Annotated in this window: 13 protein-coding genes; 7 read left to right on the forward strand and 6 right to left on the reverse strand. The window is 63.7% G+C overall.

The window, feature by feature from the left end; genetic code table 11:
* On the reverse strand, window positions 1-297 hold a 297-nt coding region (locus tag Q8N40_RS00485; protein WP_305710413.1), incomplete at its 3' end, for a hypothetical protein.
* Window positions 298-456: 159 nt separating this feature from the next.
* Here Q8N40_RS00485 and Q8N40_RS00490 point away from each other — a divergent pair.
* On the forward strand, window positions 457-1,299 hold the full coding sequence (locus Q8N40_RS00490; RefSeq protein WP_305710414.1) for a GNAT family N-acetyltransferase: 843 nt from the start codon (window positions 457-459) through the stop codon (window positions 1,297-1,299).
* Window positions 1,300-1,310: 11 nt separating this feature from the next.
* Here the strand turns inward: Q8N40_RS00490 and Q8N40_RS00495 are convergent, their stop codons facing one another.
* Complete coding sequence (locus Q8N40_RS00495; RefSeq protein ID WP_305318903.1) at window positions 1,311-1,754, reverse strand: hypothetical protein; 444 nt, start codon at window positions 1,752-1,754, stop codon at window positions 1,311-1,313.
* Between the two features lie 157 nt (window positions 1,755-1,911).
* Here Q8N40_RS00495 and Q8N40_RS00500 point away from each other — a divergent pair, with 157 nt between their 5' ends.
* Both Q8N40_RS00500 and Q8N40_RS00505 read left to right on the forward strand, forming a co-directional pair.
* On the forward strand, window positions 1,912-2,499 hold the full coding sequence (locus Q8N40_RS00500; RefSeq protein WP_305318904.1) for an N-acetyltransferase: 588 nt from the start codon (window positions 1,912-1,914) through the stop codon (window positions 2,497-2,499).
* 143 nt (window positions 2,500-2,642) lie between these two features.
* Window positions 2,643-2,963: a hypothetical protein gene (locus Q8N40_RS00505; protein ID WP_305710415.1), complete on the forward strand. Its 321-nt coding sequence runs from the start codon at window positions 2,643-2,645 to the stop codon at window positions 2,961-2,963.
* Here Q8N40_RS00505 and Q8N40_RS00510 read toward each other — a convergent pair.
* From Q8N40_RS00510 to Q8N40_RS00525, 4 genes are all read right to left on the reverse strand, one after another.
* Entirely contained in the window at window positions 2,960-4,459 is a 1,500-nt protein-coding gene (locus Q8N40_RS00510; protein ID WP_305710416.1) for a tripartite tricarboxylate transporter permease, read from the reverse strand. The two genes, Q8N40_RS00505 and Q8N40_RS00510, sit on opposite strands and share 4 nt — an antisense overlap.
* Window positions 4,459-4,944 (reverse strand): tripartite tricarboxylate transporter TctB family protein, encoded by a 486-nt coding sequence (locus Q8N40_RS00515; RefSeq protein WP_305710417.1) that lies wholly within the window; start codon window positions 4,942-4,944, stop codon window positions 4,459-4,461. The genes Q8N40_RS00510 and Q8N40_RS00515 overlap by 1 nt, the downstream gene beginning before the upstream one ends.
* Window positions 4,941-5,906 (reverse strand): tripartite tricarboxylate transporter substrate binding protein, encoded by a 966-nt coding sequence (locus Q8N40_RS00520; protein ID WP_305710418.1) that lies wholly within the window; start codon window positions 5,904-5,906, stop codon window positions 4,941-4,943. Before Q8N40_RS00520 ends, Q8N40_RS00515 begins: the two co-directional genes overlap by 4 nt.
* Before the next feature lie 427 nt (window positions 5,907-6,333).
* Window positions 6,334-8,463, reverse strand: a complete 2,130-nt coding sequence (locus tag Q8N40_RS00525) for an acetate--CoA ligase family protein (RefSeq protein ID WP_305710419.1) — start codon at window positions 8,461-8,463, stop codon at window positions 6,334-6,336.
* On the opposite strand from Q8N40_RS00525, the gene Q8N40_RS00530 reads away from it, so the two are divergent.
* The 4 genes from Q8N40_RS00530 to frc all read left to right on the forward strand — a co-directional run bounded on the left by Q8N40_RS00530 (window position 8,450) and on the right by frc (window position 12,735).
* On the forward strand, window positions 8,450-8,695 hold the full coding sequence (locus Q8N40_RS00530) for a hypothetical protein (protein ID WP_305710420.1): 246 nt from the start codon (window positions 8,450-8,452) through the stop codon (window positions 8,693-8,695). The genes Q8N40_RS00525 and Q8N40_RS00530 overlap by 14 nt on opposite strands.
* A 79-nt stretch (window positions 8,696-8,774) precedes the next feature.
* Window positions 8,775-9,503 (forward strand): GntR family transcriptional regulator, encoded by a 729-nt coding sequence (locus tag Q8N40_RS00535; protein ID WP_305318910.1) that lies wholly within the window; start codon window positions 8,775-8,777, stop codon window positions 9,501-9,503.
* Between the two features lie 67 nt (window positions 9,504-9,570).
* Window positions 9,571-11,301, forward strand: coding sequence for an oxalyl-CoA decarboxylase (oxc, locus tag Q8N40_RS00540; RefSeq protein WP_305710421.1), 1,731 nt, complete (start codon window positions 9,571-9,573; stop codon window positions 11,299-11,301).
* A gap of 156 nt (window positions 11,302-11,457) precedes the next feature.
* Entirely contained in the window at window positions 11,458-12,735 is a 1,278-nt protein-coding gene (gene frc, locus Q8N40_RS00545) for a formyl-CoA transferase (protein ID WP_305710422.1), read from the forward strand.
* The last annotated feature ends 419 nt before the right edge of the window (window positions 12,736-13,154 follow it).

Consider the following 13,154-nt stretch of genomic DNA (forward strand, 5'->3'; position numbering starts at 1 on the left):
AACCATCCGCAGTTCCACGCTTGATGGCAGCGGCTCACCGACCACGATTCTTTCGCGAACGGTAACCGACGGCGCGCGCTCGCCCTGAATCGAGGTGATCACGGCGTTCGGGATTTCGAGGCCGAGGCCAACTGCAGCACCGACCGTGCCGCCGACAGCCTCGCCGACCGGACCCGCCACGGCACCACCGGTCGCAGCGCCAGTCCGGGCGCCCTCCACCGTGGTGGATTGGGCGAATGCGGCGCTCGATGCGAGCAGCGACGCGGCAACGATAGAAACGGCAAGACGATTGGTCATCATGTCCTCCATGGAATTGTCGATACAGTTTAACGACCGGATCGGAGGGACGTTCCCGTATTTCAGGGTTCCATGTGGAGGTAGCAGCGGACCGGGTACGCGGTTGCCAGCAACGATACGCCCGTGGTCAACTCGGTTATCAATTCAGGATCGCCCGCCATGGACGGTTTGCTTATCCGGCCGATGCGGCCGGACGAAATCTCGATTGCCGTGAACTGGGCCGCGGCCGAAGGCTGGAACCCGGGCCTCTCCGACGACGCCTGCTTCGCCGCAGCCGATCCGCAAGGCTTCTTCATCGGCGAGTTCGAGGGCGCTCCGGCCGCAACGGTCTCCTGCGTCAATTACGGCGCGCACTTCGCGTTCCTCGGCTTCTACATCGTGCGACAGGACTTGCGCGGCCGCGGCTTCGGGCTGCAGCTTTGGAACGCGGCGATCGCGCGCGCCGGCCCGCGCGTGATCGGGCTTGATGGCGTGGTGGCGCAACAGCAAAATTACAGGAAATCCGGATTCGAATTCGCTTATGCCAACGTCCGTTACGGCGGCACTCTCGCGCAACCCGATCTGCCGCCAGTTGGTGTCATCGCGCTGTCGGAAGTCCCATTGGCAACCGTGGAGGCGTATGACGCGAGTGTGTTTCCGGCGCCGCGCACCGCGTTCCTGCGCGCATGGATCGGCTCGCCCGATCATGTCGGTCGCGCCGTCATGCGCGACGGCGGGCTTGCCGGCTGGGGAGTGATCCGTCCGTGCCGGCAGGGCCGCAAGATCGGCCCGCTGGTGGCCGACGACCGCGCCACCGCCGAACTGGTTCTGTCGGCTTTGCTGGCCGGCGCCGGCGGCGGCGAGATCTTTCTCGACGTTCCCGGCATCAACCGCGACGCGATCGCGATGGCGCAAGACCTCGGGCTCGCACCGGTGTTCGAAACCGCGCGCATGTATACAGGCGCGACCCCGCCGTTGCGGTTGGAGCGGGTATTCGGCGTCACCACCTTCGAGTTGGGGTAGACGCCTGCCGATCACCAGCGCCGATAGGCGCGATGATAGCGGTGTCCGCCGCCGTAATAGCGAGCGCCGTAGTAGCGCGGCCCGCCGCCGTAATAGACGTAAGCGGGACGGATCACGCGCCGGACCCGGGGGTAATAGGCCGGGGCGTAGTAGGTCGAGGTGTAGCCGCCATAATAGGCCGGGGCATAGCCGTAAGTCGGGGCGTACCCGCCGTAATAGGCCGGCGCATAGCCGCCGTAATAGGCGGGCGCGTAGCCGCCATAATAACCGTAGCGCGGGCCGTAGGCGTAGGCGTTGGATGCGATGCCGCCGATCAAAGCGCCCGCGATCAGTCCGCCTGCGAGTGCGGGACCAAAACCCCGTCCCCGCCAATGGGCTTCAGCTGGCGATGGTGCCGCCAGGGCCGTGAAGCCGACGACTGCAGCGGTGACTAGCGCCAATATTGCTTTCTTCATGTCCAGAACCCTTCCAATTTTCCCGGGCCTTCCAACTGGCAGCTTAGCCGAAGGTTTCCCGCGGAGGGAGGTTGCACAACGGTAGCCATCAAATTTAATCTTGATGAACGGCGGTTTCAACAGTCCCGCAGCGCGAGAAATTACGGGAGGCGACACGATGTCGGCGGTGCCGGAAGTGAGATCCGCCGACGCGAGCCTCCAGGCCAGCGCGATCGATACCATTGTGCTCGGCTTCGCCACCGACCCGATGACGCGCTGGGTTTGGCCCGACTCGTCCGAATATCTCCGAATAATGCCCCGTTTCGCCAAAGCCTTCGGCGGCCGGGCCTTCGAGCACGGCACCGCCGACATCACCGATAGGGCCCGCGCCGCCGCCCTGTGGCTGCCGCCGGGCGTCGAGCCCGACGACGCGGAAATGGACGCGGTCATGGAGGGAGCGCTGCGACCGGAGATCGCCGAGGATATCGGCGCGGTCCTGAAGGGCATGGCCGCGCATCATCCGCGCGAGCCGCATTGGTACCTCCCGTTGATCGCCGCCGATCCAAACTGGATCGGGCAAGGGCTCGGCGCGCGGCTGATGCAACACGCGCTGCGGCGCTGCGACGAACAGGGGGCCGCGGCCTATCTGGAAAGCTCGAACCCGCGCAACATTTCCCTGTATCAACGCCACGGCTTCCGGATCATCGGCAGGATTCAAAGCGGCTCGTCGCCGGTGCTGACCCCGATGCTGCGGCCCCGGTCCTGAACGCCGCAGCCACCGAAGATTGCAATTGTGGTGATGACAGACCGGGTGCGCGGATGTAGCCTGCGGCAAGAAAAAGCATGGGGCGGCGTGTAACCGAAGAGCCGGATCGCTCGAGTTCACTTCGAAAAAGCGAGGGAACTGCCATGAAACAGATTGAGGAAATTCCGGGCAAGCTGGTTTTGAAAGCAGGCTCGACCACACTTACGCTCGACAAGGATTACGGCAAGGCGACGCTGCAGAGAAAACTGCTGCTGTGGAACAGGAAGCCCGTCGAGTTCGCGATCTCCGACATCGACGACATCGCGGTGAAGTCCGAGAAGGACGGCGCATCCGGCGCGACGATCCATCACAGCGTGTTGCACCGGCGCAGCGGCGAGATCACGGTCCTGACCACCGAGGAAGCCAGGGACGCTGCGGAAACCGTGACAAGGCTGCGTGGATTCGTCGGATTGCAGCGCACCTAATCCTCGTTCGCCTTGAACCGTCCGAGGCCCTGCATCACGAAAGGCGCCACCAGCGCGATCAGCGCGATGGCGAGCAGCGTCGCAGACATCGGGCTTTGCAGCAGCGCCATGGGATCGCCGAGGCTGATCGACATGGCGCGGCGCAGCTGGCTTTCGGCGATCGGTCCGAGGATAAGGCCGATAACGACAGGCGCGATCGGAAAATCGAACCGGCGCATCAGAAAGCCCATCACGCCGAAACCCGCCAGCATCGACAGCTCGACCACCGATGGTTTTGCGGCAATGGTGCCGGTGGTCGCGAACACCAGAATCCCGGCGTAAAGCCACGGCTGCGGGATCGCCAGCAGCTTCACCCAAAGGCCGACCAGCGGCAAATTGAGCACCAGCAGCATAACGTTGGCGATGAACAGGCTGGCGATCAGGCCCCATACCAGTTCCGGCCGCTCGGCGAACAGCAGCGGTCCCGGATTGAGGCCGTATTGCTGAAAGCCGGCCAGCATCATCGCGGCGGTCGCCGAGGTCGGAAGCCCCAATGTCAGCAACGGCACCAGCGTGCCGGCGGCGGACGCATTGTTGGCCGCTTCCGGTCCCGCGACGCCTTCGATGGCGCCCTTGCCGAATTCCTCCGGATGTTTGGCGAGGCGCTTTTCGGTGGAGTAGGACAGGAAAGTTGGAATCTCCGCGCCGCCGGCCGGCAATGCGCCGATCGGAAATCCGAACACGGTGCCGCGCAGCCACGGCTTCCATGACCGTTGCCAGTCCTCCCTGGTCATCCATAGCGAGCCGCGCACCGGCTCCAGCTTCTCTTCGCCGTGATGACGGCGCGAGACCACGTAGAGCGCCTCCCCTATCGCGAACAGCCCGACCGCCAGCGTCGTCACCTCGACGCCGTCGAGCAGTTCCGGAATGCCGAAGGCAAGCCGCGCCTGGCCGGTCAGCTTGTCGATACCAACAAGCCCGAGCGACAGGCCGATGAACAGGCTGGTCAGTCCGCGGATCGGCGAACTGCCGAACGTTGCCGACACCGTGACGAAAGCCACGCACATCAGCGCAAAATAATCTTCCGGCCCGAAATTGACCGCGAAGTCGACCAGCCACGGCGCCAGAAAGGCCAGACCAATGGTGGCGATGGTGCCGGCGACGAACGAGCCGATTGCCGCCGTCGCCAGCGCCGGACCGCCGCGGCCGGCCTTGGCCATCTTGTTTCCCTCGAGCGCGGTCGCCATCGAGGCGCTCTCGCCGGGCGTGTTGATCAGGATGGCTGTGGTCGATCCGCCATACATGCCGCCGTAGTAGATGCCGGCGAACATGATCAGCGAACCGCCGGGATCGAGCTTGTAGGTCACCGGCAACAGCAAGGCGACGGTGAGCGCGGGACCGATGCCGGGCAATACGCCGACCGCGGTGCCGAGCAGCACGCCGATCAGCGCATAGAGCAGGTTCATCGGCTGGACCGCGACGGCCATGCCGTTGGCGAGTGCGACGAAGGCGTCCATCACAACAGCCTTTCCAGCGGGCCGGCGGGAAGGCTCAACGTCAGCAGCCGACTGAAGGCGAGATAGATCAGCGTGGTCAGCACTAGCCCGATGGCGAGGTCGGCGAGAATCGCGCGCCGTCCAAAGGCCGTCGCCGTGGCGACGAACAGCGCGGTGGTCGCAGGGATAAAGCCGCCGCCGAGACCGATGATGACGATCAGCAGCGCCAATCCGCCGAGGATCAGCCACACCGCTTTGGCATCGGCGCTCTCGCGCGCCGGCAGATTGCCGCGCAGCGCCTCGACCAGATTGCCGATCGCGAGAATGCCGAGCCCGATAGCGATCACAACAGGCATCACATGGGGTCCCATGCCGTATGGATTGTTGGACTGCAGCTGGTTCGCGTCCCATACCAGCACCGCGGCAATCGCCGCGAGCGCGATCGCGATGACGACGCCCGCGGAATCCACGCCCCGCGACGCCGGCGCATGCGGCAGTTCGCTCATGATTTGATGAGGCCGACCGACTTCAGCACGTCGGTGACGCGCAACGTTTCCTTCTTCAGGAAATCCGCGAAGGCATCGCCGCCGACATAGGCGTCGTCCCAGCCCTTCTGCTTGAGGATGCCTTTCCAGGCGTCGGACTTGACCATCTTCTCCACGGCATCGCCGAGGGTCTTCTTCTGCTCCGCCGTGATGCCGGGAGGCGCCATCACCGAGCGCCAGTTGGCCAGTACGAGATCGATCCCCTGCTCCCTGAAGGTCGGAATATCGACGCCGGCAATGCGTTTTTCCGAGGTGACGCCGAGCGCTCGCAGTTTGCCGGATTTGATCTGCCCGTCATATTCGCTCAGCCCCGAAATGCCGGCGGTGACCTTGCCGCCGAGAATGGCCGCCAGCGACTCGCCGCCGCCGGAAAACGGAATGTAATTGATCTTCTTCGCGTCAGCGCCGATCGTGCCGGCAAACAGCGCCGCCATCACATGATCGACGCCACCGGCCGAACCGCCGGCAAAGGTGACCCTGGCGATATCAGCCTTGACCGCGGCGGCCAGATCCTGCGCCGTCTTGATCGGCGAATTCGCGGGCACCACGATCACCTGGATCTCCTCGGTGAGTCGCGCGATCGGCGTCACCTGATCGAGGGTAACAGGCGATTTGTTCATGGCGAGCGCGCCGACCATCACGAAACCGTTCACCATCAGCTGGTTGCCGTCGCCCTTGGCGCCGTTGACGAACTGCGCGATGCCGACGCTGCCGCCGGCGCCCGCCACATTGGTGACCTGGACGCTGCGCGCGACACCGGCGGCGACCAGCGCCTGCTGCATGGCCCGCGCCGTCTGATCCCACCCGCCGCCCGGCGCCGCGGGGGCCATCACCTTGAGTTCGAGTTGTTGCGAGAAGGCCGGAGCGCCAGTCAGAAGCGTCAGCGCAACGGCGGCGCCGAGCAGGCGTGTATAAGAGGTCATTGGCGTTCCTCCGGGTTGATGCGGGGCGTTGTTATCGATGATTTCCGCATCGTGCGTTTTGCCGGATATCATCCCTAAATGCGACAGCTGTCCAGAAATGTGTATTGATTGTCGGAACGTCCGCATGCCAGCCGCCGCGCCGTCACTGCGAGTCAACCGGTCGCGCGAACGCGCGCCCGATGGCGCAATCCGGGGAACGGATATGGCGGCATACGCTCCAATCGATCAACGTCATTGCGAGCGAAGCGAAGCAATCCAGTTCCTGAAGCTCCGTAAAGGAAGCGCTCGCAAATGACGCCGTGAGAGCTTCGATTCAAATTCAAACAGCAGGCACGCGTTCAGCAGATGCGACTTCGCGATCTCGCCGATGCAAAAACGCCGCTCCGGGTGTCTCCGCAGCGGCGTTCGTCGTTGAACCGTTGGCCTATTACAGCAACCCCGCACCCCGCGCCCACTTGTACTTGGCGCCGAGCACCGCGACCGGGATTTCGGTCGAGTAGGCGTAGGCGACGATGCCGTTCTGGTAGAGATAGTCGGCGGCTTCCTCGACTTCGATGTCGCCGGCCAGCGAGGCCACGATCGGCTTCTCGATGCCCCTGGCCTTCATCTCGTTCTTCACCTCGACCATGTTGCGCGCGAACACCATCGGCGGCGTCACGATGGTGTGCCAGTAGCCGAGGATCAGCGCGTGGATGCGCGGGTCTTCGAGGCCGAGCTTCACGGTGTTGACATAGGTGATCGGCGGCTCGCCGCCGGTGATGTCGATCGGGTTGCCGGCCGCACCGAACGGCGGGATGAATTTGCGGAACGCGGCGTCAAGGTCGGGCGGGATCGTCATCAGCGACAACTTGTTGTCGATGCAGGCATCCGACAGCAGCACGCCGGAGCCGCCGGCTCCCGTGATGATGACGACGTTCTCGCCCTTCGGCGTCGGCAGCACCGGAATGCCGCGGGCGAATTCCAGCATGTCCCTGAGTGAACGCGCCCGGATGACGCCGGACTGGTTGAAGACGTCCTCGTAGATCTTGTCGTTGCCGGCCAGCGCGCCGGTGTGCGAGCTCGCGGCCTTGGCGCCGGCCGAGGTGCGGCCCGCCTTCAGCACCACGATCGGCTTCTTCTTCGAGACGCGCTTTGCCACTTCGGCGAAGGCGCGGCCGTCCTTGAGATCCTCGCAATGCTGCGCGATGATCTGGGTATTTTCGTCCTGTTCGAAGAACGTCAGCAGATCATCCTCGTCGATATCGGACTTGTTGCCGAGGCCGACGATCGCCGAGACGCCCATCTTGGCGGAACGCGAGAAGCCGATGATCGCCATGCCGATGCCGCCGGATTGGGACGACAGCGCCGCCGAGCCCTTGACGTCATAGGCGGTGCAGAAGGTCGCGCACAGATTGGCGTGGGTATAATAGAAGCCGTAGATGTTCGGCCCCATCAGGCGAATGCCGTATTTCTGGCCGATCGCCTGGATTTCCTCCTGGCCCTTCATGTTGCCGGTTTCGGCATAGCCGGAGGGAATCAGGATCGCGCCGACGACTTTCTTCTCGCCGCATTCGGTCAGCGCCGCCGCGACGAAATTGGCGGGAATGGCGAACACGGCAATGTCGACCTCGCCGGGGACGTCCTTGATCGACTTGTAGACCTTCTTGCCCATGATCTCATCGGCCTTGGGGTGGATCGGGTAGATCTCGCCCTTGTAGCCGCCGTTGATGAGGTTCTTCATCACGGAGTTGCCGATCTTGCCGTTCTCGGCGGACGCGCCGATCACCGCCACCGCCTTCGGCTTCATGATCCGGTTCATCTGGCGCACGACGTCGTCGTGGTTGGGGCGCGGACGCGGCGCCGGCGGGTCGAAGTCGACGACGATGCGGACGTCGGCGGCGATCGCATTGGCTTTTGTCGCGAATACCGGATTGAGATCCATCTCGCTGATCTCGGGGAAATCGGTGATCAGCTTCGAGACGTTGACGATGATGTCGGCGATGGCGTCGCGGTTGGCCGGATCGCTGCCGCGCACGCCCTTCAGCATCTCGGCGGCCTGGATGCCGTCGAGCATCGACAGCGCGTCGTCCTTGGTCGCGGGCGCGAGGCGGAAGGTGATGTCCTTCAACACCTCGACCAGCACGCCGCCGAGGCCGAAGGCCACCAGCTTGCCGAACGATCCGTCGGTCACCGCGCCGATGATGACCTCCTGGCCGCCCATCAGCATCTGCTGCACCTGGATGCCTTCGATCCTGGCGTCCGCCTTGTATTTCCTGGCGTTGGCCAGAATGGTCGCGTAATTCGCCTCGGCGTCGGCTGATGTCTTGACGCCGACCATCACGCCGCCGGCTTCGGTCTTGTGCAGGATATCGGGCGAAACGATCTTCATGACGACCGGGAAGCCCATGTCGGCGGCGAGCTTGGCCGCCTCGGCGGCGGATTTGGCGACCCCTTCCTTCGGAACCGGGATGCCGTAGGCATCGCAGACCAACTTGCCTTCCGGCGCCGTCAGACTCGTGCGCTTGTCCGCTTTGACCGCATCCAGAATTTTGCGGACCGCATCTTTGGAACTCGACATTGGCTTCCTCCTTGACGTCTGTTTTTTAATTCCATCGGCAGCGGGCACGAACACCGGAACCGCGCTTGGGGGCGCCGATTCGGTCGGGGTTCCGGTGATCGCAAACGCGGGTCCGCGTCCACTGCAGCATCTGGTGTGGCCAATCCTGGCCAGTTATGGCATTTGGTATGCCAGAGACAGGATTGTCAAGGCAGGCTCAGGGGTGGAAATGCCGAAAACACTGGCAACTTGACATGGTGGTATTTGGTATGCCAAAAATTGTTTCAGATTTCTTCTGTTAAAAGACGTCTCCGCACCTGAGGAGACCCGTCATGCCCGCACGGAAACCAACCAAGGCACCGCCACCCATGGCTGAGGCTGAAATCGCGATCGTCCGCATTGCGCCGGAGACCAGCTTCAAGAACAAGGCCTACGAAGCCTTGAAGGAAGCCATTCTCAAGATGGACATCTACGCGACGCCCGAACAGGTGATGCTCGACGAGCGCGCGCTGTCGGAGCGTCTCGGCGTCAGCCGGACCCCGATCCGCGAAGCCATCGCCATGCTGGAGCAGGACGGTTTTGTAAAAACCGTGCCACGCCGCGGCATCGTGGTCGTGCGCCGCACCAAGAACGAAATCGTCGACATGATCCGCGCCTGGGCCGCGCTGGAAAGCATGGCGGCGCGGCTGATCACCACCACCGCGCGCAAGAAGGACATCTCGGCGCTGCGCGACTTCTTCAAGGATTTTGGCAAGGACCGCCTGCCGCAGGATCACGTCGACGAATATTCCAGGGCCAACATCGCCTTTCACCAGGCGCTGATCTCGCTGTCGGAATCGCCTGTTCTGGTCGACATGACCAACGATATCCTGCTGCATGTTCGCGGCTACCGGCAGCTGACCATCGGCCGCGTCGACCGCACCGCGACCTCGTTGCCGGAGCACATGGCCATCATCGAGGCGCTCGAGGAGCGCGACACCGAGCTTGCGGAGAAGCGCGCCCGCGATCACACGCTCGGCCTTGCCGCCTATGTCGAAGCCCACGGGCAGGAACTCTTCTAACAAGACGGCTCTTTCAACGAAGACGGCGGACCAGTCCGTAACAAAAAAACGATCAGGGAGAAGCGGAATGTCCGCAGTAGTACAAAGCATCGATACCAGCGCGACCGACGAGCGCGAACAGACCGACGGCTTCAACCTCATCATCGATGCGCTCAAGCTCAACGGCCTGAACACGATCTACGGCGTGCCGGGCATTCCAATCACCGATTTCGGCCGCATGGCCCAGGCCGCGGGCATCCGTGTGCTGTCGTTCCGCCACGAGCAGGCCGCCGGCTACGCCGCCTCGATCGCAGGCTTCCTGACCAAGAAACCCGGCGTTTGCCTCACCGTCTCGGCGCCCGGCTTTCTCAACGGCCTGACCGCGCTGGCGCACGCCACCACCAACTGTTTTCCGATGATCCTGATCTCGGGCTCGTCCGAGCGCGAGATCGTCGACCTGCAGCAGGGCGACTACGAGGAAATGGATCAGCTCGCCATCGCCAAACCGCTGTGCAAGGCGGCGTTCCGCGTGCTGCATGCCGCCGATATCGGCATCGGCCTTGCGCGTGCGATCCGCGCCGCCGTGTCGGGACGCCCGGGCGGCGTCTATCTCGATCTGCCTGCAAAACTTTTCGGCCAGGTGATGGACGCCGAAGCCGGACGGAAGTCGCTGGTCAAGGTGATCGATGCGGCCCCCGCGCAGATCCCCGCCCCCGATGCGATCAAGCGCGCGCTCGATGTGCTCAGGAACGCAAAGCGTCCGCTGATCATTCTCGGCAAGGGTGCGGCCTACGCGCAGGCCGATGATGCGATCCGCAGCCTGGTCGAGAAGAGCGGCATTCCGTTCCTGCCGATGAGCATGGCCAAGGGCCTATTGCCCGACACCCATCCGCAATGCGCCGGTGCGGCGCGCTCGACGGTGCTCAAGGACAGCGACGTCGTGATGCTGATCGGCGCGCGGCTGAACTGGCTGCTCTCGCACGGCAAGGGCAAGAGCTGGGGCGATGCGCCGAAGAAATTCATCCAGATCGACATCGAGCCGAAGGAAATGGACTCCAACGTCGAGATCGTCGCCCCCGTGGTCGGCGACATCGGCTCCTGCGTCGCCGCACTGCTCGCGGGTATGGGCGGCTGGACGGCCCCGCCGTCAGAGTGGACCGGCGCTGTGGCCAAGAAGCGCGACGAGAACGTCGCCAAGATGGCGCCGCGGCTGATGAACAACAACTCGCCGATGGACTATCACGGCGCGCTCGGCGTGCTGCGCACCGTCATCAAGGAACGGCCGGACGCCATCCTGGTCAACGAAGGCGCCAATACGCTCGATCTCGCGCGCGGCATCATCGACATGTACCAGCCGCGTAAGCGCATCGATGTCGGCACCTGGGGCATCATGGGCATCGGCATGGGCTATTGCATCGCCGCCGCGATCGAGACCGGCAAGCCGGTGCTCGCGGTCGAAGGCGACTCGGCCTTCGGCTTCTCCGGCATGGAGGTCGAAACGATCTGCCGCTACAGTTTGCCAGTCTGCATCGTCGTCTTCAACAATGACGGCATCTATCGCGGCACCGACGTCAATTCGGCGGGTTCGGATCCCGCGCCCACCGTGTTCGTCAAGGGCTCGCGCTACGACAAGATGATGGAAGCCTTCGGCGGCGTCGGCGTCAATGCCACCTCGCCGGACGAACTCAGGCGCGCCGTCAACGCGGCGATGGATTCCGGCAAGCCGACCCTGATCAACGCGGTGCTGGACCCGGCCGCCGGCAGCGAGAGCGGCCGCATCGGCAACCTCAACCCGCAAAGCAAGCTGAAGAAGAAATAACGCAATCACCCATCATGTCATTCCCCGCGAAGGCGGGGAATCCAGTAACCACGGAACTATCGAGAAACGAAGCCTGGCCGACTGAACCAACGGTGATTGCTGGATGCCGGCCTTCGCGGGCATGACGACAATAGTGTAAATCTCAGGAGCAAGACAATGACTCAGGCGCTGAAGGGCGTTCGCATTCTCGATTTCACCCACGTCCAGTCGGGGCCGACCTGCACCCAGTTGCTGGCCTGGTTCGGCGCCGACGTGATCAAGGTCGAGCGCCCCGGCGTCGGCGATATCACGCGCGGCCAGCTGCAGGACGTGCCGAACGTCGACAGCCTGTATTTCACCATGCTCAACCACAACAAGCGCTCGATCACGCTCGACACCAAAAACCCCAAGGGCAAGGAAGTCCTGACCGCACTGATCAAGAGCTGCGACGTGCTGGTTGAGAATTTCGGCCCCGGCGTGCTCGACCGCATGGGATTTCCATGGGAGAAGATCCAGAGCATCAATCCGAAGATGATCGTGGCCTCGATCAAGGGCTTTGGTCCCGGCCCCTATGAAGACTGCAAGGTCTACGGGAACGTCGCGCAGTGCACCGGCGGCGCCGCATCGACCACTGGCTTTCGCGACGGACTGCCGCTGGTCACCGGCGCGCAGATCGGCGACAGCGGCACCGGCCTGCATCTCGCGCTCGGCATCGTCACCGCGCTGTATCAGCGTACGGTCTCGGGCAAGGGACAGAAGGTCACCGCCGCGATGCAGGACGGCGTGCTCAATCTGGCGCGCGTCAAGCTGCGCGATCAGCAGCGGCTCGCCCATGGCCCGCTGAAGGAATACAGCCAGTTCGGCGAGGGCATTCCGTTCGGCGACGCGGTGCCGCGCGCTGGCAATGATTCCGGCGGCGGCCAGCCTGGCCGCATCCTGAAGTGCAAGGGCTGGGAGACCGATCCCAACGCCTACATCTACTTCATCACCCAGGCGCCGGTGTGGGAGAAGATCTGCGACGTGATCGGCGAGCCCGGCTGGAAGACCCATCCGGATTACGCCAAGCCCCCGGCCCGGCTGTCACGCCTCAACGACATCTTTGCGCGCATCGAGCAATGGACGATGACGAAGACGAAATTCGAGGCGATGGACATCCTCAACAAGGATGACATCCCCTGCGGGCCGATCCTGTCGATGAAGGAATTGATCGAGGACCAGTCGCTGCGCGCCACCGGCACCGTGGTCGAGGTCGACCATCCCGAGCGCGGCAAGTACTTCTCGGTCGGCAACCCCATCAAGATGTCGGACAGCCCGACCGAGGTGACGCGCTCCCCCCTGCTCGGCGAACACACCGACGAAATCCTGCGCCAGGTGCTCGGCTTCAGCGACCACCAGGTCGCGGAGATCCACGATTCCGGCGCGCTCGACCCGCCGCGCAAGGTCGCCGCCGAATAGGCCGCGCTCCAGACACGCCGTAGACAGGCCGCCGGGCGTGCGTTCCGGCGGCCTTTTTTTATGGATCGGGTGCGCCGAGTCGGCCGCGCACCCCTTCTGTTGGCATTTCGTATACCTATAACTCCGATCGGAAGCCTTACCGCGCGGCGCAAGGGAAAAGCGCACCAAATCCCGCTGATAGGTTCGAGCCGATCCTTGTTCAGCAGCGTTGTGTTCGCTGGCCTTTGGCCAAGGTTTGAGCAACACCGGACTTGCTGCGACAAATTGGCCTACCGTTAATCCGGACGGACTATTCGTTTGCACTCTGGCATATCGCATACCAATATGCCGGAATTAGCGCGGCCAAACAGCGCGGCATGGGGAGCAAACAGGACACAAGGTTCAAGATGGCTGGTCCGCAAGACCGCCCATCGACCTTC

This window comes from Bradyrhizobium sp. (genome assembly GCF_030693485.1).
In the GTDB taxonomy this organism is placed as follows: domain Bacteria; phylum Pseudomonadota; class Alphaproteobacteria; order Rhizobiales; family Xanthobacteraceae; genus Bradyrhizobium.

What these genes read in the sequence shown, in the direction of transcription:
- Q8N40_RS00490 (WP_305710414.1), top strand. Translation starts at nt 457, where the DNA reads ATGGACGGTTTGCTTATCCGGCCGATGCGGCCGGACGAAATCTCGATT.
- Q8N40_RS00495 (WP_305318903.1), bottom strand. Translation starts at nt 1,754, where the DNA reads ATGAAGAAAGCAATATTGGCGCTAGTCACCGCTGCAGTCGTCGGCTTC.
- Q8N40_RS00500 (WP_305318904.1), top strand. Translation starts at nt 1,912, where the DNA reads ATGTCGGCGGTGCCGGAAGTGAGATCCGCCGACGCGAGCCTCCAGGCC.
- Q8N40_RS00505 (WP_305710415.1), top strand. Translation starts at nt 2,643, where the DNA reads ATGAAACAGATTGAGGAAATTCCGGGCAAGCTGGTTTTGAAAGCAGGC.
- Q8N40_RS00510 (WP_305710416.1), bottom strand. Translation starts at nt 4,459, where the DNA reads ATGGACGCCTTCGTCGCACTCGCCAACGGCATGGCCGTCGCGGTCCAG.
- Q8N40_RS00515 (WP_305710417.1), bottom strand. Translation starts at nt 4,944, where the DNA reads ATGAGCGAACTGCCGCATGCGCCGGCGTCGCGGGGCGTGGATTCCGCG.
- Q8N40_RS00520 (WP_305710418.1), bottom strand. Translation starts at nt 5,906, where the DNA reads ATGACCTCTTATACACGCCTGCTCGGCGCCGCCGTTGCGCTGACGCTT.
- Q8N40_RS00525 (WP_305710419.1), bottom strand. Translation starts at nt 8,463, where the DNA reads ATGTCGAGTTCCAAAGATGCGGTCCGCAAAATTCTGGATGCGGTCAAA.
- Q8N40_RS00535 (WP_305318910.1), top strand. Translation starts at nt 8,775, where the DNA reads ATGCCCGCACGGAAACCAACCAAGGCACCGCCACCCATGGCTGAGGCT.
- oxc (WP_305710421.1), top strand. Translation starts at nt 9,571, where the DNA reads ATGTCCGCAGTAGTACAAAGCATCGATACCAGCGCGACCGACGAGCGC.
- frc (WP_305710422.1), top strand. Translation starts at nt 11,458, where the DNA reads ATGACTCAGGCGCTGAAGGGCGTTCGCATTCTCGATTTCACCCACGTC.